The 17,606-nt window shown below is 64.8% G+C and carries 24 protein-coding genes and 1 pseudogene; 9 read left to right on the top strand and 16 right to left on the bottom strand.

What is annotated here, in order from left to right:
* The first annotated feature begins 72 nt into the window (after positions 1-72).
* On the top strand, positions 73-348 hold the full coding sequence (locus SC1_RS07460) for an HU family DNA-binding protein (protein WP_056350296.1): 276 nt from the start codon (positions 73-75) through the stop codon (positions 346-348).
* A 9-nt stretch (positions 349-357) separates the two neighbouring features.
* On the opposite strand, the gene SC1_RS07455 is transcribed toward SC1_RS07460, so the two are convergent.
* Positions 358-780 carry a VOC family protein gene (locus SC1_RS07455; protein ID WP_062179563.1) on the bottom strand — a complete coding sequence of 141 codons (423 nt, stop codon included), beginning with the start codon at positions 778-780 and terminating at the stop codon, positions 358-360.
* A gap of 342 nt (positions 781-1,122) precedes the next feature.
* Between SC1_RS07455 and SC1_RS07450 the strand changes: the two genes are divergently transcribed.
* A complete protein-coding gene (locus SC1_RS07450; RefSeq protein ID WP_062179560.1) occupies positions 1,123-2,037 on the top strand; it encodes an endonuclease in 915 nt (304 codons plus the stop codon).
* A 14-nt stretch (positions 2,038-2,051) separates the two neighbouring features.
* Positions 2,052-2,210, top strand: coding sequence for a hypothetical protein (locus SC1_RS22135; RefSeq protein WP_171013847.1), 159 nt, complete (start codon positions 2,052-2,054; stop codon positions 2,208-2,210).
* A 283-nt stretch (positions 2,211-2,493) separates the two neighbouring features.
* Here the strand turns inward: SC1_RS22135 and SC1_RS07445 are convergent, their stop codons facing one another.
* From SC1_RS07445 to SC1_RS22130, 6 genes are all read right to left on the bottom strand, one after another.
* The gene (locus SC1_RS07445) at positions 2,494-2,877 is read right to left on the bottom strand and encodes a nuclear transport factor 2 family protein (RefSeq protein WP_062179557.1); all 384 of its coding nucleotides are present in this window, start codon (positions 2,875-2,877) and stop codon (positions 2,494-2,496) included.
* A gap of 60 nt (positions 2,878-2,937) precedes the next feature.
* The gene (locus tag SC1_RS07440; protein WP_062179553.1) at positions 2,938-3,228 is read right to left on the bottom strand and encodes a hypothetical protein; all 291 of its coding nucleotides are present in this window, start codon (positions 3,226-3,228) and stop codon (positions 2,938-2,940) included.
* Positions 3,225-5,756 (bottom strand): cbb3-type cytochrome c oxidase subunit I, encoded by a 2,532-nt coding sequence (locus tag SC1_RS07435; protein ID WP_062179549.1) that lies wholly within the window; start codon positions 5,754-5,756, stop codon positions 3,225-3,227. The genes SC1_RS07440 and SC1_RS07435 overlap by 4 nt, the downstream gene beginning before the upstream one ends.
* Positions 5,753-6,700, bottom strand: coding sequence for a cytochrome c oxidase subunit II (gene coxB / locus SC1_RS07430; RefSeq protein ID WP_062179546.1), 948 nt, complete (start codon positions 6,698-6,700; stop codon positions 5,753-5,755). The genes SC1_RS07435 and coxB overlap by 4 nt, the downstream gene beginning before the upstream one ends.
* Entirely contained in the window at positions 6,693-7,058 is a 366-nt protein-coding gene (locus tag SC1_RS07425; RefSeq protein ID WP_062179543.1) for a cytochrome c family protein, read from the bottom strand. Before SC1_RS07425 ends, coxB begins: the two co-directional genes overlap by 8 nt.
* A 95-nt stretch (positions 7,059-7,153) precedes the next feature.
* Positions 7,154-7,372: a hypothetical protein gene (locus SC1_RS22130; RefSeq protein ID WP_062179540.1), complete on the bottom strand. Its 219-nt coding sequence runs from the start codon at positions 7,370-7,372 to the stop codon at positions 7,154-7,156.
* On the opposite strand from SC1_RS22130, the pseudogene SC1_RS22625 reads away from it, so the two are divergent.
* Positions 7,268-7,648, top strand: a pseudogene (locus SC1_RS22625) (cytochrome c); the annotation flags it as partial. The gene SC1_RS22130 and the pseudogene SC1_RS22625 overlap by 105 nt on opposite strands.
* Positions 7,649-7,679: 31 nt before the next feature.
* Here the strand turns inward: SC1_RS22625 and SC1_RS07415 are convergent.
* Positions 7,680-8,342, bottom strand: coding sequence for a cytochrome b (locus tag SC1_RS07415; RefSeq protein WP_062179537.1), 663 nt, complete (start codon positions 8,340-8,342; stop codon positions 7,680-7,682).
* Positions 8,339-9,052: a cytochrome c oxidase assembly protein gene (locus tag SC1_RS07410; RefSeq protein ID WP_062179534.1), complete on the bottom strand. Its 714-nt coding sequence runs from the start codon at positions 9,050-9,052 to the stop codon at positions 8,339-8,341. Before SC1_RS07410 ends, SC1_RS07415 begins: the two co-directional genes overlap by 4 nt.
* 92 nt (positions 9,053-9,144) lie before the next feature.
* Here SC1_RS07410 and SC1_RS07405 point away from each other — a divergent pair, with 92 nt between their 5' ends.
* From SC1_RS07405 to SC1_RS07395, 3 genes are all read left to right on the top strand, one after another.
* Positions 9,145-9,591, top strand: coding sequence for a DUF2231 domain-containing protein (locus SC1_RS07405; RefSeq protein WP_062183760.1), 447 nt, complete (start codon positions 9,145-9,147; stop codon positions 9,589-9,591).
* Positions 9,588-10,934 (top strand): sorbosone dehydrogenase family protein, encoded by a 1,347-nt coding sequence (locus SC1_RS07400; protein ID WP_062179531.1) that lies wholly within the window; start codon positions 9,588-9,590, stop codon positions 10,932-10,934. Before SC1_RS07405 ends, SC1_RS07400 begins: the two co-directional genes overlap by 4 nt.
* A gap of 369 nt (positions 10,935-11,303) precedes the next feature.
* Entirely contained in the window at positions 11,304-12,254 is a 951-nt protein-coding gene (locus SC1_RS07395; protein WP_238586613.1) for a cation diffusion facilitator family transporter, read from the top strand.
* Here SC1_RS07395 and SC1_RS07390 read toward each other — a convergent pair.
* Genes SC1_RS07390 through SC1_RS07380 form a run of 4 tightly spaced genes read right to left on the bottom strand, consistent with a single transcriptional unit; the run spans position 12,251 to position 15,262 of the window.
* On the bottom strand, positions 12,251-12,919 hold the full coding sequence (locus tag SC1_RS07390; RefSeq protein WP_238586612.1) for a sensor histidine kinase: 669 nt from the start codon (positions 12,917-12,919) through the stop codon (positions 12,251-12,253). The genes SC1_RS07395 and SC1_RS07390 overlap by 4 nt on opposite strands.
* 51 nt (positions 12,920-12,970) lie before the next feature.
* The gene (locus SC1_RS22380) at positions 12,971-13,324 is read right to left on the bottom strand and encodes a response regulator (protein WP_238586611.1); all 354 of its coding nucleotides are present in this window, start codon (positions 13,322-13,324) and stop codon (positions 12,971-12,973) included.
* The gene (locus SC1_RS07385) at positions 13,321-13,767 is read right to left on the bottom strand and encodes a response regulator (RefSeq protein WP_056350270.1); all 447 of its coding nucleotides are present in this window, start codon (positions 13,765-13,767) and stop codon (positions 13,321-13,323) included. Before SC1_RS07385 ends, SC1_RS22380 begins: the two co-directional genes overlap by 4 nt.
* A complete protein-coding gene (locus SC1_RS07380; protein ID WP_062179527.1) occupies positions 13,760-15,262 on the bottom strand; it encodes an ATP-binding protein in 1,503 nt (500 codons plus the stop codon). Before SC1_RS07380 ends, SC1_RS07385 begins: the two co-directional genes overlap by 8 nt.
* Positions 15,263-15,522: 260 nt before the next feature.
* Here SC1_RS07380 and SC1_RS07375 point away from each other — a divergent pair, with 260 nt between their 5' ends.
* The gene (locus tag SC1_RS07375; RefSeq protein ID WP_062179525.1) at positions 15,523-15,873 is read left to right on the top strand and encodes a response regulator; all 351 of its coding nucleotides are present in this window, start codon (positions 15,523-15,525) and stop codon (positions 15,871-15,873) included.
* 22 nt (positions 15,874-15,895) lie between these two features.
* Here the strand turns inward: SC1_RS07375 and SC1_RS07370 are convergent, their stop codons facing one another.
* Positions 15,896-16,153, bottom strand: coding sequence for a hypothetical protein (locus SC1_RS07370; protein WP_062179522.1), 258 nt, complete (start codon positions 16,151-16,153; stop codon positions 15,896-15,898).
* Between the two features lie 127 nt (positions 16,154-16,280).
* Between SC1_RS07370 and SC1_RS07365 the strand changes: the two genes are divergently transcribed.
* The gene (locus tag SC1_RS07365) at positions 16,281-16,496 is read left to right on the top strand and encodes a DUF2945 domain-containing protein (RefSeq protein ID WP_062179519.1); all 216 of its coding nucleotides are present in this window, start codon (positions 16,281-16,283) and stop codon (positions 16,494-16,496) included.
* Positions 16,497-16,564: 68 nt separating this feature from the next.
* Here SC1_RS07365 and SC1_RS07360 read toward each other — a convergent pair whose 3' ends face one another.
* The gene (locus SC1_RS07360) at positions 16,565-17,050 is read right to left on the bottom strand and encodes a CinA family protein (protein ID WP_062179514.1); all 486 of its coding nucleotides are present in this window, start codon (positions 17,048-17,050) and stop codon (positions 16,565-16,567) included.
* A 1-nt stretch (position 17,051) separates the two neighbouring features.
* Entirely contained in the window at positions 17,052-17,552 is a 501-nt protein-coding gene (locus tag SC1_RS07355) for a hemerythrin domain-containing protein (RefSeq protein WP_062179512.1), read from the bottom strand.
* Positions 17,553-17,606 lie beyond the last annotated feature (54 nt).

Raw genomic sequence — 17,606 nt, 5'->3', positions numbered from 1 at the left:
GCGAAGGCAAATATTCGCTCCTATAGAGACCGCCCGGTCGGCGAGGGGCCGACCGCATAAGGGAGATATTGAATGAACCATGCCGACCTTTCGGACGCAGTTGCTAGCGCGCTCGGAACCAGCAAGGCCGACGGCAAGAAGGCTGTCGACGCCGTGTTCGCCGCGATCGCCGACGCCGCCGCCAAGGGCGAGGAAGTATCGGTAAACGGCTTCGGCAAGTTCAAGGTCAAGGAAAGCGCAGCCCGCGAGGGCCGCAACCCTTCGACCGGTGAGACCATCCAGATCGCGGCCTCGAAAAAGCTCGGCTTCGGCGCGGCGAAGGCGGTCAAGGATCGCCTCAACGGCTAAGACCCGACGTCAGGCGCTGAAGGTCACATGGCCTTCGGCGTCGATCGGCCAAGCCGGATTCCAAGCGATTTCCCAGGCGTGATCGTCGGGATCGGCGACATAGCCCCGATAGCCGCCATGCGGCGGTGCATCGCCTGGCCGGAGCACCCGCCCGCCTGCAGCCTCCAGTGCCGCGATCACTGCATCGACCTCTTCCGCCGACCCGACATTATGGGCGAGCGCGAAGGCCCCCGGGCCTCCCAACGAGGTCCGCGTCATGTCCTCGGCGAGCTTTGCCTCAAGCCATGTGCCGAGGATCAGACCGTTCATCTGATAGAAGGCGATTTCCTCGTTCGCGAACACCGGCGTCCAGCCGAAGCCTTCGCTATAGAAGCGGCGGGACCGGACGAGATCCGCGATCCCGAGCGTCACGACTGCAATCTGCTGCTGCATGCATCGGTCTCCGATATAGGCTCTTTAACAACGGCAAGGGAGCCAGCCTTGTTCCCGCGATCACGAAGTCCCTATGAATCGCCGAAGCCAGACATCAGCTCGCGCCGAACAATGGATCACGAACCTCCTTGTTGGAAAGTCGAGTACCGCACGGAAATTCGGGTAAACTTGATCGAAATCAATATCATATTACACGTCATTCGGAACAGTTCCTCGTAGGTGCGCATTCTTGTAGTGCCTCGTCTCTCCCCCTGGTTCCCGGGAGACGAGGTTCTCTCCCCAGATAATATTGCTACCAACGAAGAGGTTGAAAGCGCCCCGCGTCGCGGCCAGAAGCGCCCGATGAACCAGCGCCTCCTTTTTATAGCTGCTACTCTCCTTTCGCTCAGCGCTTGCGCGGGCGCCGAGCAAGCTTCGCAGCCCTTTTCGCCCTCTGTCCTGCAAGACCGGCCGCTCACCCTGGCGAGCTGGAACCTCGAATTCCTTGCCGAGCATAACGGCGACGGATGTCAGCCGCGAACCGACGCCGACTATGCCGCCATGCGGCAGATAGCCGATGGGCTCGACGCCGACCTGATCGCGTTTCAGGAAGCGGAGAGTGTCGCGGCGGCAGAGCGCGTGTTCGACCCCGCCCGCTATACCGTCGTCATGGAAGAGCGCGCCGGTAGGCCCAGCGGGACCTGCGGCGGCGAGCACAAGTCGCAGCGCGTGATCCGCCAGGCTGTCGGATTCGCGATCCGCAAGACCATTGCGTTCGACCGCCACCCCGATGTGACCAGCCTCATGCTCGGCAATCCTCAACTGCGCTCGGGCGTCGACATCACGCTCCGACCTGAGCGCGCGAGGCCGCTCCGTCTGCTTTCGATCCACTTGAAGTCGGGCTGCTTTGCCGGAGATACCGCCAAGGCGTGCCCGATCCTGTCCGAGCAGATCCCCGCGCTAGAGGCGTGGGTCGATGCGGCTGCCGAGGCGCCTGTGCGCTTCGCCCTGCTCGGCGACTGGAACCGCAGGCTCGGCCTTGCAGCCGACCGCGTCTGGTCCGAGCTCGATGATGGCACGCCCTCGAACGCCGATCTCCGTCTCGCAGATGCCGGGACGGGACCGAAATGCGATCCGCGCTACGACAGTTTCATCGATCATATCGTCCTTGACCGGCGCGCCGGCGCGGACATGCTGAGCTTTGCCGAGACGCTCTACGGGTCGGGCACCAAGCATTACTCCGATCATTGTCCCATATCGGTGACGCTGGCGCGGTGACGGGAAGAACAACCATGGATCAGGACCTTGTCGAAGCGCTTGAATTCTTGCTTGGCCGGGATGACGACGGCGCCCTGTTCGATCGCGAAACGCCGGAAGGCGGATATCGCTCGCAAGGTCTCGAGAATGCGCTGAGAACGATCCGCCGCAACCTTCGCGCAAAGCCGGATTGACCTTGGCAGCGAGAACGCTGGCCCGAAGGGCCGAAAGCCGCACTCTTGCCGGAGCCGCAGCCGGGGCGGCGTGCGGGCGGGAGCGGCGGGTCGGACGCGGCGGAGCCGTGGCCGGAGCCGCGCGCAGCGCGGCTTGCCCGCCGTGAACGCGCGCGCCCGCACCGGCAAGAAGCGAGGCAAGTGTGCACGCGCGGCCCTACATCCGTGCGACCCCTGGCCGAGCCTGCGAGGCCAGAGCGCGCTCGACAGATGCCGCGCTCAACCTCCCCGAGGCAGAATTCGATCACAGTTCCGACGAGGAACAAGCCGTGCATTGAGCGAGAATGATCTGCCAACAGTCGCCCTGCTGCTTCCAGAGCCGGAGATAGGCAAAAGTCCCGAAGAAAGCCGCGCCGGCATAGGTTCCCGCGACATCGGCCGTTACGACGACGCTCGCCACGTCACCGTGGGACCAAATGCGGCGGTCGCCGCGAAAGTCGAGTGAACTCAGGTCGAGCAGGCCCGAACGGTGCGCCGCTATATCACCCTCCCGCGATCGCCTGACCCCCTGTTGATCGACGAAGATCATGTCCTCCGCAAGCAGCCGCTCCAGTGCCTCGACATCGCCGGCCAGCATCGCGGCCCGCAGCTCTTCCTCGCACCTCGCAATAGCCTCGATCAGCTGCATCCATCCTACTCCCGAATCTGGCCACCGGCCCGATCCGGCGCGGCCCTCGTTCCCGCCGCCCTATCGATCAACGAGCAGAATGGGCAAATATTGAAAGACGATTCCGAGCCCGCCGAACGCCAGCGCCAGCATGGCGGCACGCCGTCGCCACCGCGCGAAGGGATCGCCGGACGTTTTGTGCCGCACCGCTACGAACATCCATGCCACGCCGCCGAGAATAACCAAGGTAAAGAGCGATGCTGCGAGGCGTATGCCGGGTCCGCTGCCTCCGAACTCGGCGAGGAGGTAGAGGAGGAAGAAATGTACGGCCCACAGGACGAGACCGCCCATCATGATGAACCAGCTCTTCATCCGCCAGCGCCGACCAGTCGCGAGACGAGTGCGCCCGTCACCCCCTGTGCCGCGGTGTAGACGAGAAAGAGCATCGTGAGGTCGATGCTGTTGTTCCTAGGCTGCGGGACAAGGCCCCGCACAGCACGCGCCGCGCAGTAAAGCGCCATCAAGATTGCAATCGCCGCTGCGCATGCCTGAAGGGCCAGCAGCGCATAGACGACAGCCCCCTGCCCGCTCGCGGTGGGACCAAGTTCGCTACTCGACCAACTCACGTAATCCATGCCAAGCGCCGCACTCGAAACCGCCGCGGACAAAAGAAGCGCGAATACCGACCAGAAGGGCGAGCGTCGAAGGCATGCGCGTGCCGTGAGCGCGAGACCGATTGCGACAGCGTAGAGCCCCAGGATCGATATCGCCTCGCCGAGGGGCGGCGGCGGCCGCCAGAAGCCCGGCTGGTTCGAGGACAGGAAGGCAAGGCTGAACAGCGCCATGAGAAAGATCATGCCCATCACAACCAGCAGGATGACCATCGCCCACCAGCCATGGCTCGCCGGCCCGGTAACGTAGGTCGGGACGCGGATGTCGGCGCCAATGTCGACACCCTCGATTTCGACCGGCCGGTCGGTTTCCCAAAGCCATCGCAGTACCCAGATCACCGCGAGGACGCCGCTCACCCATGCGAACATATAGGCCTGCACCGTCAGCGCGAGGAAGAAGCCCGCAGTAAAGATCGCGGCGGCGAAGGGCCATGGCGACGGCCCCGGCATGATCTGCAGATATTGGGGCTCGGCGAGCAGCGGGCTGGTGACGATCGTCTCGCGACGGCCAGTCGCCGAGCGCGGGAGGAAATAGCGCCCCTTTTCGACTTCATGCGCGAGCGCCGGATCGTCCCACAAAGGCTCGCGGCTGGTGACGACCGGGATCGAGCGCGTCGAATAGAGCTCGCTCGGCAACCATTCGAGCGTGCCGCCGCCATAGACATTCCCGGCATTGCCCTCGCCCGGCGCGAGCCGGAAATTGCGCGCCAGGTCGACGAGGAAGAGGAGCACACCGAGCCCGAGCATGAAAGCGCCGACCGTCGAGATGAGATTGGGAAGCTCAAAGCCCTGCCCCGGCAGATAGGTGTAGACGCGGCGCGGCATGCCCTGCAGCCCCGCCAGATGCATCGGCAGGAAGGCGACATTCATGCCGAGGAACATGAGGCCGAACACCCATTTCGCGAGCCGCTCCGACAGCGCCCGCTTGCTCACCATCGGAATCCAGTAATAGAAGGCCGCAAACAGCGGAAAGACCATGCCGCCGATCAGGACATAATGGAGGTGCGCGACGATGAAATAGCTATCGTGCGCCTGCCAGTCGAAGGGCACCATCGCTACCATCACACCCGTCAGACCCCCCGTCACGAAAATAACGATGCTGCCCATCACGAAGAGGCCGGGCGCATTGAACTTCGGCTTGCCGATTGCGAGCGTCGCGATCCACGAGAAGACCTGGATGCCCGCCGGCACGCTGACCGCCATCGAGGCGGCCGAGAAGAAGCCCGTCGTCATCGGCGGCATGCCGGTGGTGAACATATGATGCGCCCACACGCCGAAACTGATGAAGCCCGTCGCGATCATCGCAAGGACGATGAGCCGGTAGCCGACGAGCCTCTCGCCCGCGACGGTCGCGACGATCATGCTCATCATCCCGGCGGCGGGCAGGAAGATGATATAGACCTCGGGGTGGCCGAAAAACCAGAAGAGATGCTGCCAGAGCAAGGGGTCTCCGCCGCGCGTCGCGTCGAAGAAGGGCCAGCCGAACGCGCGCTCGATCTCGAGCAGCAAGGTGCCGAGAATGATGCTCGGAAAGGCGATCACGATCATCACTGCGAAGACGAGCATCGCCCAGGCGAAGATCGGCATCCTGTCGAGGCGCATGCCCGGCGCGCGCGTCCGCAGCACGCCGACGATGATCTCGATCGCCCCCGCGATCGCGCTGATCTCGATGAAGCCGATGCCGAGCAGCCAGAAGTCGGTGTTGATTCCCGGCGAATAGGCCTTGGACGTCAGCGGCGGATACATGAACCAGCCGCCGTCGGGCGCGAGCCCGACGAAGATCGAGGCGAAAAAACAAAGTCCGCCGACGGCATAGGCCCAGAAGGCATAGGCGGACAGCCGCGGGAACGGCAGATCGCGCGCCGCGAGCATCTGCGGGAGCAGGAGCACGCCTGCCGCCTCGACCGCGGGCACCGCGAAGAGGAACATCATCACCGTGCCGTGCATGGTGAAGACCTGATTATAGGTGCCCTGCGGCAGGATCTCGAGCATCGGCGCGGCGAGTTGCGCACGCATGAGCAGACCGAGGACGCCCGCCATCAGGAAGAAGAGGAAAGCGGTTCCGAGATAGTAGATGCCGATATAATTATTGTTGACCGCGAACAGATATTCCCAGCCCTTGGGCTTGCACCAGATCCGGCGGAGTTCTTCCTCCTCTTCCTTCGGCCGCTCGTCCCTGGTCGGAAAGCGATCGTAAAGCGCGGGATCGAACCCCGTTTCCCATCTCATTTGAGTGTGACCAGATAGGCGGTGAGCGCCTGCAGTTCCTCGCCGCTGAACTGGTGATAGGCGGGCATACGGTTCGCGGGCTTGATCGCCTGGCTGTCGGCGACCCAGCCCGCCATCGTCCCCGGATTATTGGGCAATATGCCCGCGCCCAGCGTCCTGCGCGAACCGACATGCGTCAGATCGGGGCCGGCCAGTCCACGCGCCGGCGTGCCGCGGATCGTGTGACAGGCGGCGCAGCCGCTCGAGAGAAAAAGTGCAAGCCCCTCGCCGCCGGCGCCTTGCGACGGGAGCCGCGAAGCCTGCCACCGCGCAAAGTCCGCCGGGGTGTGGGCCACCACCACAAACCCCATCAGCGCGTGCGGGCCGCCGCAATATTCGGCGCACTGTCCCTTGTAGATACCCGGCGCATCGGCCTCGATCAGCAGGCGATTGGTGCGCCCCGGGATCATGTCCATCTTGCCGCCAAGCCGCGGCACCCAGAAGCTATGGATGACGTCGGCCGCCTCGAGTTCGAGCAGGACGGGCTGTCCTATCGGAATGTGGAGTTCGTTCGCATCGCGCAGCGTCTCGCGGCCTTGTCCGTCCTGATAATGGACGCGCCACCACCACATCTCGCCGATGACCTTGACGCGCATGGCGCCTTCGGGAACGCGCGCCGCCGAAAGCGAACTGGTGAGCATCAGGCCCCACACGAGCAGACCCGTGAGCACGACCGAGGGAAAGGCAAATCCCAGAATCCAGATCGCCTTCTCGCCGCCGAGCCGGGTCTTGAGCCGAGGCGATCCGCGCAGCGCGATCCAGAGTGCGCCAAGCACGATCGCCAATATCACGGTTCCGCCAGCAAGCAGCACCCAGGCAAGCAGGGTCACGGGCTCCGAATAGGGGCCGGCAGGATCGAGCACGGCGGGCGGCCAGCCTTCCGAAGGCAGCGTTCGCTCAGTCATCGAGGCTCAGCAGCCAGGCGGCGATATCATCGGCTTCGGCTCTTTTCATCGGTATCGCCGGCATCCCGGTCCCCGGCGCCATCGCCGGCGCGTCGGTGACGAAGGCGGCAAGCAGCGGCGCGCGATTTGGCAGTTTGCCCGCGATCAGCGGGCGCGCGCCGAAGCCCGCGAGCGGCGGTCCCACGCGCCCTTTCGGCCAGGTGATGCCGGGCATGGCATGGCAAGCGCCGCAACCGAGCCGCGCCGCGGCATCGCGCCCGCGCGCGACGGCGGCGGGGTCGGCGGGTGCCGTTTCAACCGGGACGGGCGCGCAGGCGCCGAGCAGCATCAAGACCGAAATCGCAGCACCCCCTTTCATAGCCGTTCACCGTCCTCGTTTCGCTTTGGGAACCACCTCGCGCGGCCATTGGTTCCCGAAGCGTGCGCAAAGCCCCCCTCCTCCTCCTGTTCCTCCTATCCGCATGCCAAGCGCCCGCGCCGACTGACCGCTTTCGCGCGACGGGCGAGACGATCGCGATGAGCGGCGGCGATGCGGGCGCCGAAGCGGCCTGCTTCACCTGTCACGGGCTGCAGGGCGAAGGCGACGGGCGCGACGCGCCGCGCCTCGCCGGGCTCGACGCGGGCTATCTCCATCGGCAGCTCGACGATTATGCAAATGGTCGCCGCGAGCATGCCGCGATGCGCGCAATCGTCCGCAAACTCGGCGACGGCGACCGATCGAAAGTGTCGGCATTCTACGCGGCGATCCAGCCCGCGGCGTGGCCGGTCGAAGCCGGCAATCCGGCGGGTGCGCGCCTCTACGACGAGGGCGATCCCGCGCGGGGATTGCCGTCTTGCGCCTCGTGCCACGGTGTGGGCGGCGTGGGCGATGCCGCCAATCCGCCGCTGGCCGGTCAGTCCGCCGCCTATGTCGCGGGCCAGCTTCGCGCGTGGCGCGAAGCGAAGCGCAACAATGACCCGCTAGGCGAGATGCGCCGCGTCAGCCGCCTGCTCTCGGTCGCCGAGCTTGCGGCGGTGTCCCGTCATGCGGCGTCCTTTCCGCCCCATCCTCCGGAAGCTCGGGCAACATCCCCCGCAGCACGTCGTGCCGATCCCAGAAATGATGTTTCAGAGCCGCGCCAACGTGCAGCGGGATCATCGCGACGAGGAGAATGATCAGGAGCGTATGGATTCCCTCCGCCCAGTCGAGAATCCACCACTGAATGCCTTTTTCCAGACTATCGAAGGGCATGTGCGGCCAGGGAAGGAGCCCCGCCACTTCGAGCGGCTCGCCGCCGACCACCGACCACATCGCCCAGCCCGAGAGCGGCAGACCGAAAAAGCAGACGTAAAAGAGTATGTGCGTCACATAGGCTGCGACCGTCTGCCAGCCCAGCCGGTCGGCATCGTTGATGGGACCCGGCACGATCATCCGCCAGATCGAACGCAGCGCAGCAAGCACGAGCATCAGCAGGCCGAGTTCGGCATGAACCCGAAACGCCTCCAACTTGTCGCCACCCGCGTCGATGCGGCTCATGCGCCAGCCCCAGCCGAGCTGGAATAGGATGAGCGCGGCCATCGTCCAGTGGAATAGCTGCCCGACGGGCGAGTAGCGGCGGTCGGCGGCATAGCGCGCCGCCCACGCCTGGATCGCCTCGATCATGCTGCCACCGGGGGCGGCTCGCCGAGGAGGCGCCAGCCGGTCCAGAGCGCCGCGCCGAGATAAAGAGCCGCGGCAGGAGCCCACATGATGAGCCCCGCCAGTTGCTGATCTTCGAGCGGCGCCAGCCCCCAGGCCATCGTCGTCGCGAGATGGGGCGCATAGAGGGGCGTGCCCGCGAAGGTGATGAGCGCCCCGAGCAGCCCCATCTGCACCATCATGGCAAGCAGCAGGCCGATCGCGAGCGGCGGCGACGACGAGCGGAGCGAAGCCCAGAAGCCGAACGCGGTCGCGAGCAACGAAAGCTGCATCAACCAGAAGGCGCCGTCACTCGCCAGCGCGAGAGCATAGGGCGCCGGCGCGTGCCAGATCCAGAATGCGAGAATGTGCCCGGCCGCCCATAGCGGCGCACCGCCGCGCGGCCGAAACCGCGGCAGGCCGAGCGCAAACAGCGGAGCCGCAACCGCGGTCAGGATGATATGGTGCGCGACGCGCACCGAGAAGAGCGCCGACGACAGGGCGCATAGCGGCGACACGAACAGAAGGGCGATCAGCGCGAACCCGGCCCAGAAGGGACCGCGCGCTTTCCATCGCCACGCCATCAGCGCCGCGGCGCCCAGCGCCGCGAGCAGCCCGGGATCGAGATTCCAGCGCAGCATCCAGTCAGCCGGGATCGGCGCGGGACCACAATAAGGAATCGAGGACGGATCCATCCAATTGCCAACGTCGCGCCCGGCGCGCGGGTTCCGGGAAACTATTGGGCGGTCGGCGCATTATCCAGACGGGGGCCTGCATGGAGATCAATATGGCAACGGCCCCATCGCCTTTCACCGACCCGCCCTATCGCCGACACGCGCCCCATCCGCTGCACGCCATTCTCCTCGCCTTTCCGGTCGCCCTGTTCAGCAGCGCGCTCCTTTCCGACATCACCTATCTCAACAGCGCCGAGATGCAGTGGAGCAATTTCTCGGCCTGGTTGATCACGGGCGGGCTGATATTCGGGGCTCCGGTGCTCCTGTGGTCTGCCATAGCATTTGTCCGAGGCCGAAAGCAGCCAAAGCGCGGGCCTGCCACCGCCTATTTTCTGCTGATCCTCGTTATGTGGATCGCGGGCCTCGTGAACGCCTTCACGCATAGCCAGGATGCCTGGAGTTCGGTCGGCACGGCCGGCGCGACCCTCTCGGCCCTATCCACAGTTGCAGCGATTGCCGCCGCCTGGCTTCTCCACGCAGCGAAGGAGCCCCGCGCATGAACCGGCAGACCTCGCTTGGCCTCGTCGCTGCGGCGGCGCTAGCGGCCGCGCTCGCCGGCTGCGGCAAAGGCGATGAAAAACTCGACCAGACGGGCGCCAGCCCGAGCCTGCCGAATATCGACGAGACGCTCGTCCCACCGATGAAAATCGCCAAGCCTGCAGGATGGAACGGCGAGCTTCCGACCGTTCCAGCCGGTTTCAAGGTCGTGCCGGTCGCCACCGACCTCAAGATTCCGCGGCAGATCCTCATCCTCCCCAATGGCGACATTCTCGTCGCCGAAGGTTCGGGCGGCCATGCACCGAAGCTCCGCCCGAAGGATGTGATCGCGGGCTATATCAAGAGCCTTGGAAAATCCTCGGTGAAGGGCGGCGACCGCATCACCTTGCTTCGCGACGCGAACGGCGACGGCAAACCCGAACTTCGCACCAGCTTCATCGAGGATCTCGATGCGCCCTATGGCCTCGCGCTCGTCGGGAACGACCTTTATGTCGCCAACCAGGGTGCGCTGCTGCGCTTCGCGTACACGCCGGGCGCAACGCGCATCGCTGGCAAGGGCGAGGAAGTGACCAAGCTCCCGGCAGCGGTCAATCATCACTGGACGAAATCGCTCGCCGCGAGCGCGGACGGGTCGAAGCTTTATGTCGGCATCGGCTCGAACAGCAATATCGGCGAGCGGGGAATGAGCATCGAGGAGGATCGCGCCGTCATTTGGGAGGTCGATGCCGCCACCGGCGCGAGCCGCATCCTCGTCTCGGGCATCCGCAACCCGACCGCCCTCGCCTTCGAGCCATCGTCGAACGCCCTCTGGGCGGTGGTGAACGAACGCGACGAGCTTGGCGCCGAGCTCGTACCCGATTATCTGACCTCGGTGCGCGAGGGCGCTTTCTACGGCTGGCCCTACAGCTATTGGGGACGCCATCCCGACCCGCGCGTTCATCCACAAAAGCCCGAGCTCGTCAGGACCGCAGTCACTCCCGATTATGCGCTCGGTTCGCACGTCGCGCCGCTCGGGCTGAGCTTTGCGACCGAAGGCGGGCTCCCGGGCTATGAGACGGGCGCCTTCGTTGGAGAGCATGGCAGCTGGAACCGCCAGACTCTCGCCGGCTACAAGGTCAGCTTCATCCCCTTCGCCAACGGACGTCCTGCCGGCAAGCCGAAGGATTTCGTGACCGGCTTCATCAAGGACGGCAAAGCGCGCGGCCGCCCGGTCGGCGTCACCTGGGACCCGGCGCGCGGCGCGCTCTGGATCGCCGACGATCTCTCGAACACGGTGTGGCGCGTCACCGGACCTCGCGCGCTCGCGATGGGATCACCGGTCGCTGCTGCAGCCAGCAAAAGATGATCAAGCGGCGCCGCTCGGCTTGAAGCGGATCACGCGCCAGATAAAATAAGCGAAGAACGCCGCCATGTTCGCGCTAAGGAGTGGCACTGCCCACCTTCTTCCGCCTTCCGGCACCTTCGCGCCCCCGCGGCGCGCGGTCAGCGTTAGACGCGCGCTGGGCGGCGCTGATGGAGCGGGGACATAGCGACGCGTCTCGGGAACGTGCCGCCCCGCCGGGCGTAGCTGTCCCATGACGCGTCCCATCCCCTGTCTATCGATATCGAGAGCCTGCGCGGCCCCTTGCGCCGCGATGGCGAAAGTAGCTCGGTGATAGCCCAGTCTGATACGGGCAAGCCGCGCTCGAGGGCGCATCATATCAGGGCGAACATCGTGCTTTACGGTGCGCTCTTTGCCAATCTCGGCATCGCCGTCGCCAAATTTGTCGCCGCGGCGATCAGTGGTTCCTCGTCGATGCTATCGGAAGGGGTCCATTCGCTCGTCGACAGCGGCAATCAGATGCTGCTCCTCTACGGCCAAGCGAAGGCAAAGCGGCCGCCCGACAATCGTCACCCCTTCGGCTACGGCCGCGAACTTTATTTCTGGGCGTTCGTCGTCGCAATCCTCATCTTTGCTGTCGGAGCCGGCATTTCCATCTACGAAGGCTGGATTCACTACCGGGATCCCGAGCCGCTTCGCGATCCGACGATCAACTATGTGGTGCTCGCCATCGCATTCCTGCTCGAGGGTGCGTCGTGGACGATCGCGGTGCGCGAGTTCAACGCCGGGCGGCGCGGGCTCGGCTGGTGGACGGCGGTGCGGCGGTCGAAGAATCCCGCAGGTTTCATCGTCCTGTTCGAAGACAGCGCCGCGCTCGCCGGCCTCGCCATCGCCGCCGGCGGCATATGGCTGAGCCATGCGACAGGGGATCCGCGGATCGACGGCATCGCCTCGATGGCGATCGGCGCAATCCTGGCGGCGGTCGCGATCCTTCTAGCCCGCGAGGCGAAGGAGCTGTTGATCGGCGAGGCTGCGGACCCCGAACTGATCGCGCGTATCTGGACCATCGTCGAACGGCGCCGCGAAATTACCGCCGTCAATCATGTGCGCACGATCCACACCGCACCCAATTCGATCTTCGTCGCCGTAAGCGCCGACTTCGAGGATCGTCTCGCCATGGGCGAGGCCGAGACGTTGATCGAGGCGATCGAGGCCGAGCTCAAGGCTGCGTCGAGCGATATCAGCTCGATCTACATCCGCCCCGAAAAGCAGTCCGATGCGCTCGTCCAGCCTCGCCCGTCAGCGGCGGCCGAACCCGCACGGCGGCCGCGCGGCACAAACTAGGCTTTGAGCTCGCCCGGTCGCAACTGGATCCGGATGAGCGCGCTCGTGCCCGGCATATCGCGCGAAGGGTCAACCGCGCCGTAAGAGACAGCCGCCTTGTGGGTCCGCGCCAAAGCTTCGATGAGGCGCGTTCCGAGACCCGTGCCGCGCGCCGTTCCGTCGGACGGCATCCCTGCCCCGTCGTCGACAACCGCGAGTTCGAGCAATGTCTCGTCGGCCCGGCGAAGCGATATCCGAATCTCGCCATCATCGCTGTCGCCATAGGCATATTTGCACGCGTTGCTCACCCATTCGTTGGCGATCATGCCGAGCGCAACGGCCTTGTCGGTGGCCACACGCATGGGCTCGACGTCGGCGATGACACGCCGCGCGGCGACGCCCGTCGACCAGGTCGCCGAGAGATCCTCGGCAAGGCCGCCCAGATAGTCGTCCATCGCCACATATTCGACGTCGTCGGTGGTGTAGAGGCGCCGGTTGACTTGCGCGACCGTCGCGATCCGTTGCTGCGTCTTCTTCAGCGCCTCGCGGGCGGCGGGATCGGCGATCGTCTTGGACTGGAGGGCGACGAAAGACATCACCATCTGGAGATTGTTCGCGACGCGGTGGTTCACTTCCTTGAGCAGCGCTTCCAGCCGCGCATTGGTCGCGCGCAGCTCGCTCTCCACCTCGGCGCGCGCGCGTCGAAGCTGGGCACGCTCGAGTACCTGCTCGAAACTCTAGGCCAAGAGATCGAAAAAATCCTCGCCGACCGACTTTACCACATAATCGTCGGCACCCGACTTCAACGCCGCCACGGCGATGCGGCTCTCCTCGGAGCCCGTCACATAGACGACGGGCGGGCAGTCGCGTAGTGCGCGAAGCGCCTCGAGCGTGGCAAGACCGTCCTGCCCGGGCATATAGTGATCGACGGCAACGAGATCGAAGGCAGTGACCTTCGCCATGTCGACGCCCTCGCCGCCACTTGCCGCGAGGCTGACTTCATAACCTTTCCGGCCAAGCGCGCGCGACGCAAGCCGCCGCATGCCGTCGTCGTCATCGATATAGAGAATGTGGGCCAGGGCGGGTCTCAAGCCGGGTCGGGATCGGGGACCTGGATCACCGAGAGGAAGAGACCGAGCTGGCGAATGGCGTCGGCGAAATTCTCATAGTTCACCGGCTTGGTGATATAGACGTTGCAGCCGAGGTCGTAGCAGCGCTGGATCTCGATCTTGTCGTCGGTGGTCGTGAGCACGACGACGGGCGTGCGGCGCAGCGGACTGCTGTCGGCCTTCAGCCTGGCGAGAATGTCGGTCCCGCTCATGTCGGGCAGATTGAGGTCGAGCAGCACGAGCGCCGGCCCGTTGCGCACCGGGCCCTCCGCCGCATCGTACAGGAACTCGAGAGCCGAGGTGCCGTCAAGAAAATGATGGATCTTGTTGGAAATGCCGGCGCGCCGGATGTTCTTCTCGATAAGGCGCGCATGCCCCTCATCGTCCTCGATCATCACGATGTTTACGGGCAGTTGGTCAGGCATCTTCTTCTCCGCTTTGCCACACGAGAGGCAGGATCAGCCGAAAGGTGGAACCCGCACCGAGTTCGGACTGGATTTCGATATTACCGCCGAGGCGATAGGCAAGCGCGCGGGCGTGGGCAAGGCCGATGCCCTCGCCCTGCTGATCCTGGACACCGGACCTCCGGAAGAGGTCGAACACGCGTTCATGATCGCGCGGCTCGATGCCGCGACCATTGTCGGCGACCGCCACCCAAGCGCGCCCGAGATCGGCGCCCCCGGTTATGCGAATGATCCCCGCCCGCCCCGGCTGCGAATATTTGAGGGCATTCTCGATGAGGTTCGAGAGGATCTGCTCGACCGCGACCCGGTCATTGATCACGGTCGGCAGGTCCGACACTTCGACCGTCGTGCCGGTCTCGTCGATGCGGTGCTGCAGGCTGCCGACGATCGCGCCCACGACGTCGCCGAGAGCAAGCGTTTCGGGCGCGAGCGTGCGGCGACCTTGGCGCGAGAGATTGAGGATCGCGTTGATCAGCCGGTCCATCTTCTGCGTGGAGGTGCGAATGAAGCCGATCGATTCCGGCAGATCCTCCTCGATCGCGAGCCGCGTCGCGGCGTCAGGCGCCTTCCAGCCCTGCGCATCGCCCTGTTCGAGATAGCCCGAGATCGCCTTGCGCGCGGTCTCGAGTTCGGCCGTGAAACCCATCACATTGACGAGTGGCGAACGCAGATCGTGCGACACGATATAGGCGAAGCGCTGGATTTCGGCATTGGCGCGCTTGAGTTCGCCCGTGCGCGCATCGACCAGTTCCTCAAGCCCTTCGTTGAGACGGCGAAGTTCCGCGCGCGATGCGCGGAGCTCGACGAGATTGTTGCGAACGAGGAGCAGCGTGGCGGCTGCAACGACCAGCAGGAGAATCCCGGTTCCGATCAGCGTCAGGGTGAACAGGGATTGCGTGCGCTGCTGGCGTGCTTCGCGATCCTTGAGGAGGGCGAGTTCGCGCTCGAGCATCGTCTCGACGACCGCGCGCGCAGCGCGCACCTCGAGCACCCCCTTGTCGTTCGCGAAGTCGGCGATCAATGCCGCGCGGTCCGTGCCGCGAAGGCCGAGAGTCGCCTGGTAATGACGGCCATAGGCGTCGAGATGCGCGCGGAGCCTGGCGGCGCGGCCGCGCTGGTTTGGATTGTCGCTAATCAGCGCCTCGAGCGAGGCGAGCTGGGCGCGCGACCGGTCCTCGGCCTCATCCATGATCGCCGCGAAGGCCGGGTTCTGCGTGAGGATCAGCCCGCGGCGCGCCGTTTCCATTCGTTCGGTCGCGCTGGCGAAAGCCCCGAGATTTGCCTCGACAGCGAGCGTGTGCGCCACCTTTCGGGCGTCGGCCTCATTCTGGCGCTGCACATAAAAAGCAGTCAAGGCCGCCGCGAGGAGCGCAACAAATCCGAGCGTCAGGAGAAGGATGATGAGGCGACTCGCCCGCGTGTCGCGGCCGAGCGACGAGATCCTGGCCGATTCCATCGATATGCCCCTCGGCCCAGTCGAACAATTTGTGCCGTGCATGCACTGCCATGCCCTTCGTGGCAAGCAGCCTTGCTAGCTCTATCAGCCGAGATTGCAGGCGGCCTGGGTGGCGATTAACATGGATCAATATGATTTTGGATGAGGGTCGCCGATGCTCAGGCGTAGGCGCGGCACCGGGAGGACATTCACTCGGATGCCGCCGTAAGTCGAGCTTCGTGAGCGCGCCGCAAGCGCCTCGCAGATAATGCAGGAAAAATATGCCCAAAAGGATATTGGTCGTCGAAGATGATCCACTTGTCGCCATGATGCTCGAAGATGCGCTGGGCGCGCTGGGGCATGATATTGTCGGGGACGCCGGCGATATCGCATCGGCGCTCAGACATATCGCGACAGGCGAATTCGATGCCGCGATTGTGGACGTCTATCTCGAATCCGGTTTGCCGTGCGACGCGGTTGCAGAGGCTCTTGCTGCACGGTCGATCCCTTTCCTCGTCGCGACGGGCGGTTTCGTCGGTCAGCCTGGCCCCTGCTGGTACGACAAGCCGATCCTCGCGAAGCCTTTCACCATTGATAGCCTCGAAGTCGCGCTCGCCAGCCTCGCTCCATAATGAACCGAGCGCGCGCCGCCGATCAGAGTCCGGCTTTCTCAAGGGCGGCGGCGACCTCATCGCCGAGCCCATCCGGCCCTTTTGGAGACATGCGGTTGAGCAATGTCTGTATCCGCTTCTGGGCGACTTGCAGGGCCTTGTAGCGCACCTCGCGTTCGCGGTTCGTCCGCCAGGATCGGCTCTCACCAAGCAACGCCGCCCATTTCGCCTCTTCAGCGGCAAGGACGGCCAGGGCAAGCCGCAAACCGTCGCGTTGTCCGCGGGCATGATCGTCATTCATCGCAGCCTCCCCACCTTAACCTGCAACTGCAACGAACGGGCCTGCGCCAGATGTCTTTGCTGCTCGCCGCTCCACGAGAGGAACCTTTGCCGCGCACACGGACTGTTTTACGGAAAGGAGAGCGACCATGAAAGACGAACCCAAGAAGGGCGACGAGGTGACGTGGAAGAGCCACGGCGGACGCGCCGAGGGCAAGGTCGTGCGAAAAGTGACGAAAGCAATGGACATCAAAGGCCATCATGTCGCGGCATCGCCGGCGAACCCCGAATATCTGGTCGAAACGGCCGAGGGAAAGCGAGCTGCCCACAAGGCTGGGGCCTTGAATCGAAAAGAGCCGCGTTAAGGACAGCTGCCGAACTCGGCCCTGCGCGCGCCTGCGGCCCCGCCCGCCCGAGTGTCCGCGACCCTCGTTCACGATGCCGCATCGATCATGATCTGTAGCGCTGCGGCCACGGCCTGATCGAGAACATCGCGGCGGCCGATATCGCCGAAATGAAAATCCATGACCCGCACCGCGTCGGCGTCGGCGGCGCCAATGTAGACAAGGCCTACCTCTTCGCGGCCTTCGCGAGGGCCGCAGAACCCCGTGATCGCAATTGCAATCTCGGCATGGCTTGTCCGAAGAGCGCCAGTCGCCATCGCGGCGGCGACCTCGGGATTCACCGCTCCATCTCGCTCGGCGTCTTCTCGGGCGACGCCGAGCATCTCGCATTTGGCGTCGACCGAATAGACGATGAAGCCGCGCTCGAGATGAACTCCGAGCGCGGCATCGGCTGCGAGAACCGCTGAGAGCTGACCGCCGGTGCAGCTTTCGGCTGTCACGAAACGCAGCGTCTTTCCGGCCAGATGCCGGGCCAGCTTACGCGTCCGCCGTTCGATCAGCGTTGCAGCGCTCACCCTACATCGTGGCGAGTTCGGCGGGGGGAAGGCCCGCGGTCTCGGCCTGACGCTTCAGCTCCTCTTTCCGGGCAAGCATCCTTTCGCCGAGTGCGTCGAGGTCGACGTCGGCGGCACGCGCCTGCTGGAACATATTGTCGTGCTGCTTTTCCTCTTCCTTCACATGATGCTTGATCTCTTCCGACAGCACCGTGACCTTCGCCTCGAAAAATTCGTCGTCGGGTCCCGAAGCGACGATATCGTTGATCAGTATCTTGGCGCCATCATGCTCGACATAAGCTTCCTTGAGGAGATCGTCGTCGATCTTTCCCTTGAGCGCCGGATAGAAGACCTCCTCCTCGATCTGCGCATGGATCTTGAGCTCGGTGCAGATCCGGTCTGCGATCTTCGCCTTGCGGTCGGTGCCGCTGGCCTTCTCGAATTCCTCGAACAGGGCTTCGACGGCACGATGATCGGCCGCGAGGATATGGGTTGCGTCGGTGTCGACTTCGGTCGGTTTCATGGCAGTCTCCATCGTCATGCCCCGCGCCTGTTCAGCGCGCGGCGAGCCCGAAAG

The sequence above is a fragment of the Sphingopyxis sp. C-1 genome, assembly GCF_001047015.1.
Lineage (GTDB): Bacteria > Pseudomonadota > Alphaproteobacteria > Sphingomonadales > Sphingomonadaceae > Sphingopyxis.
This window is presented reverse-complemented; position numbering and strand designations above follow the sequence as displayed.

Coding starts and splice junctions, on each gene's coding strand:
- SC1_RS07435 (WP_062179549.1), bottom strand. CDS start 5,756: ATGAGATGGGAAACGGGGTTCGATCCCGCGCTTTACGATCGCTTTCCG.
- SC1_RS07385 (WP_056350270.1), bottom strand. CDS start 13,767: ATGCCTGACCAACTGCCCGTAAACATCGTGATGATCGAGGACGATGAG.
- SC1_RS07440 (WP_062179553.1), bottom strand. CDS start 3,228: ATGAAGAGCTGGTTCATCATGATGGGCGGTCTCGTCCTGTGGGCCGTA.
- SC1_RS22130 (WP_062179540.1), bottom strand. CDS start 7,372: ATGCTCGCGGCGACCATTTGCATAATCGTCGAGCTGCCGATGGAGATA.
- SC1_RS07450 (WP_062179560.1), top strand. CDS start 1,123: ATGAACCAGCGCCTCCTTTTTATAGCTGCTACTCTCCTTTCGCTCAGC.
- coxB (WP_062179546.1), bottom strand. CDS start 6,700: ATGACTGAGCGAACGCTGCCTTCGGAAGGCTGGCCGCCCGCCGTGCTC.
- SC1_RS07410 (WP_062179534.1), bottom strand. CDS start 9,052: ATGGATCCGTCCTCGATTCCTTATTGTGGTCCCGCGCCGATCCCGGCT.
- SC1_RS07405 (WP_062183760.1), top strand. CDS start 9,145: ATGGCAACGGCCCCATCGCCTTTCACCGACCCGCCCTATCGCCGACAC.
- SC1_RS07445 (WP_062179557.1), bottom strand. CDS start 2,877: ATGCAGCTGATCGAGGCTATTGCGAGGTGCGAGGAAGAGCTGCGGGCC.
- SC1_RS22135 (WP_171013847.1), top strand. CDS start 2,052: ATGGATCAGGACCTTGTCGAAGCGCTTGAATTCTTGCTTGGCCGGGAT.
- SC1_RS07355 (WP_062179512.1), bottom strand. CDS start 17,552: ATGAAACCGACCGAAGTCGACACCGACGCAACCCATATCCTCGCGGCC.
- SC1_RS07415 (WP_062179537.1), bottom strand. CDS start 8,342: ATGATCGAGGCGATCCAGGCGTGGGCGGCGCGCTATGCCGCCGACCGC.
- SC1_RS07400 (WP_062179531.1), top strand. CDS start 9,588: ATGAACCGGCAGACCTCGCTTGGCCTCGTCGCTGCGGCGGCGCTAGCG.
- SC1_RS07460 (WP_056350296.1), top strand. CDS start 73: ATGAACCATGCCGACCTTTCGGACGCAGTTGCTAGCGCGCTCGGAACC.
- SC1_RS07380 (WP_062179527.1), bottom strand. CDS start 15,262: ATGGAATCGGCCAGGATCTCGTCGCTCGGCCGCGACACGCGGGCGAGT.
- SC1_RS07455 (WP_062179563.1), bottom strand. CDS start 780: ATGCAGCAGCAGATTGCAGTCGTGACGCTCGGGATCGCGGATCTCGTC.
- SC1_RS07425 (WP_062179543.1), bottom strand. CDS start 7,058: ATGAAAGGGGGTGCTGCGATTTCGGTCTTGATGCTGCTCGGCGCCTGC.
- SC1_RS07375 (WP_062179525.1), top strand. CDS start 15,523: ATGCCCAAAAGGATATTGGTCGTCGAAGATGATCCACTTGTCGCCATG.
- SC1_RS07370 (WP_062179522.1), bottom strand. CDS start 16,153: ATGAATGACGATCATGCCCGCGGACAACGCGACGGTTTGCGGCTTGCC.
- SC1_RS07365 (WP_062179519.1), top strand. CDS start 16,281: ATGAAAGACGAACCCAAGAAGGGCGACGAGGTGACGTGGAAGAGCCAC.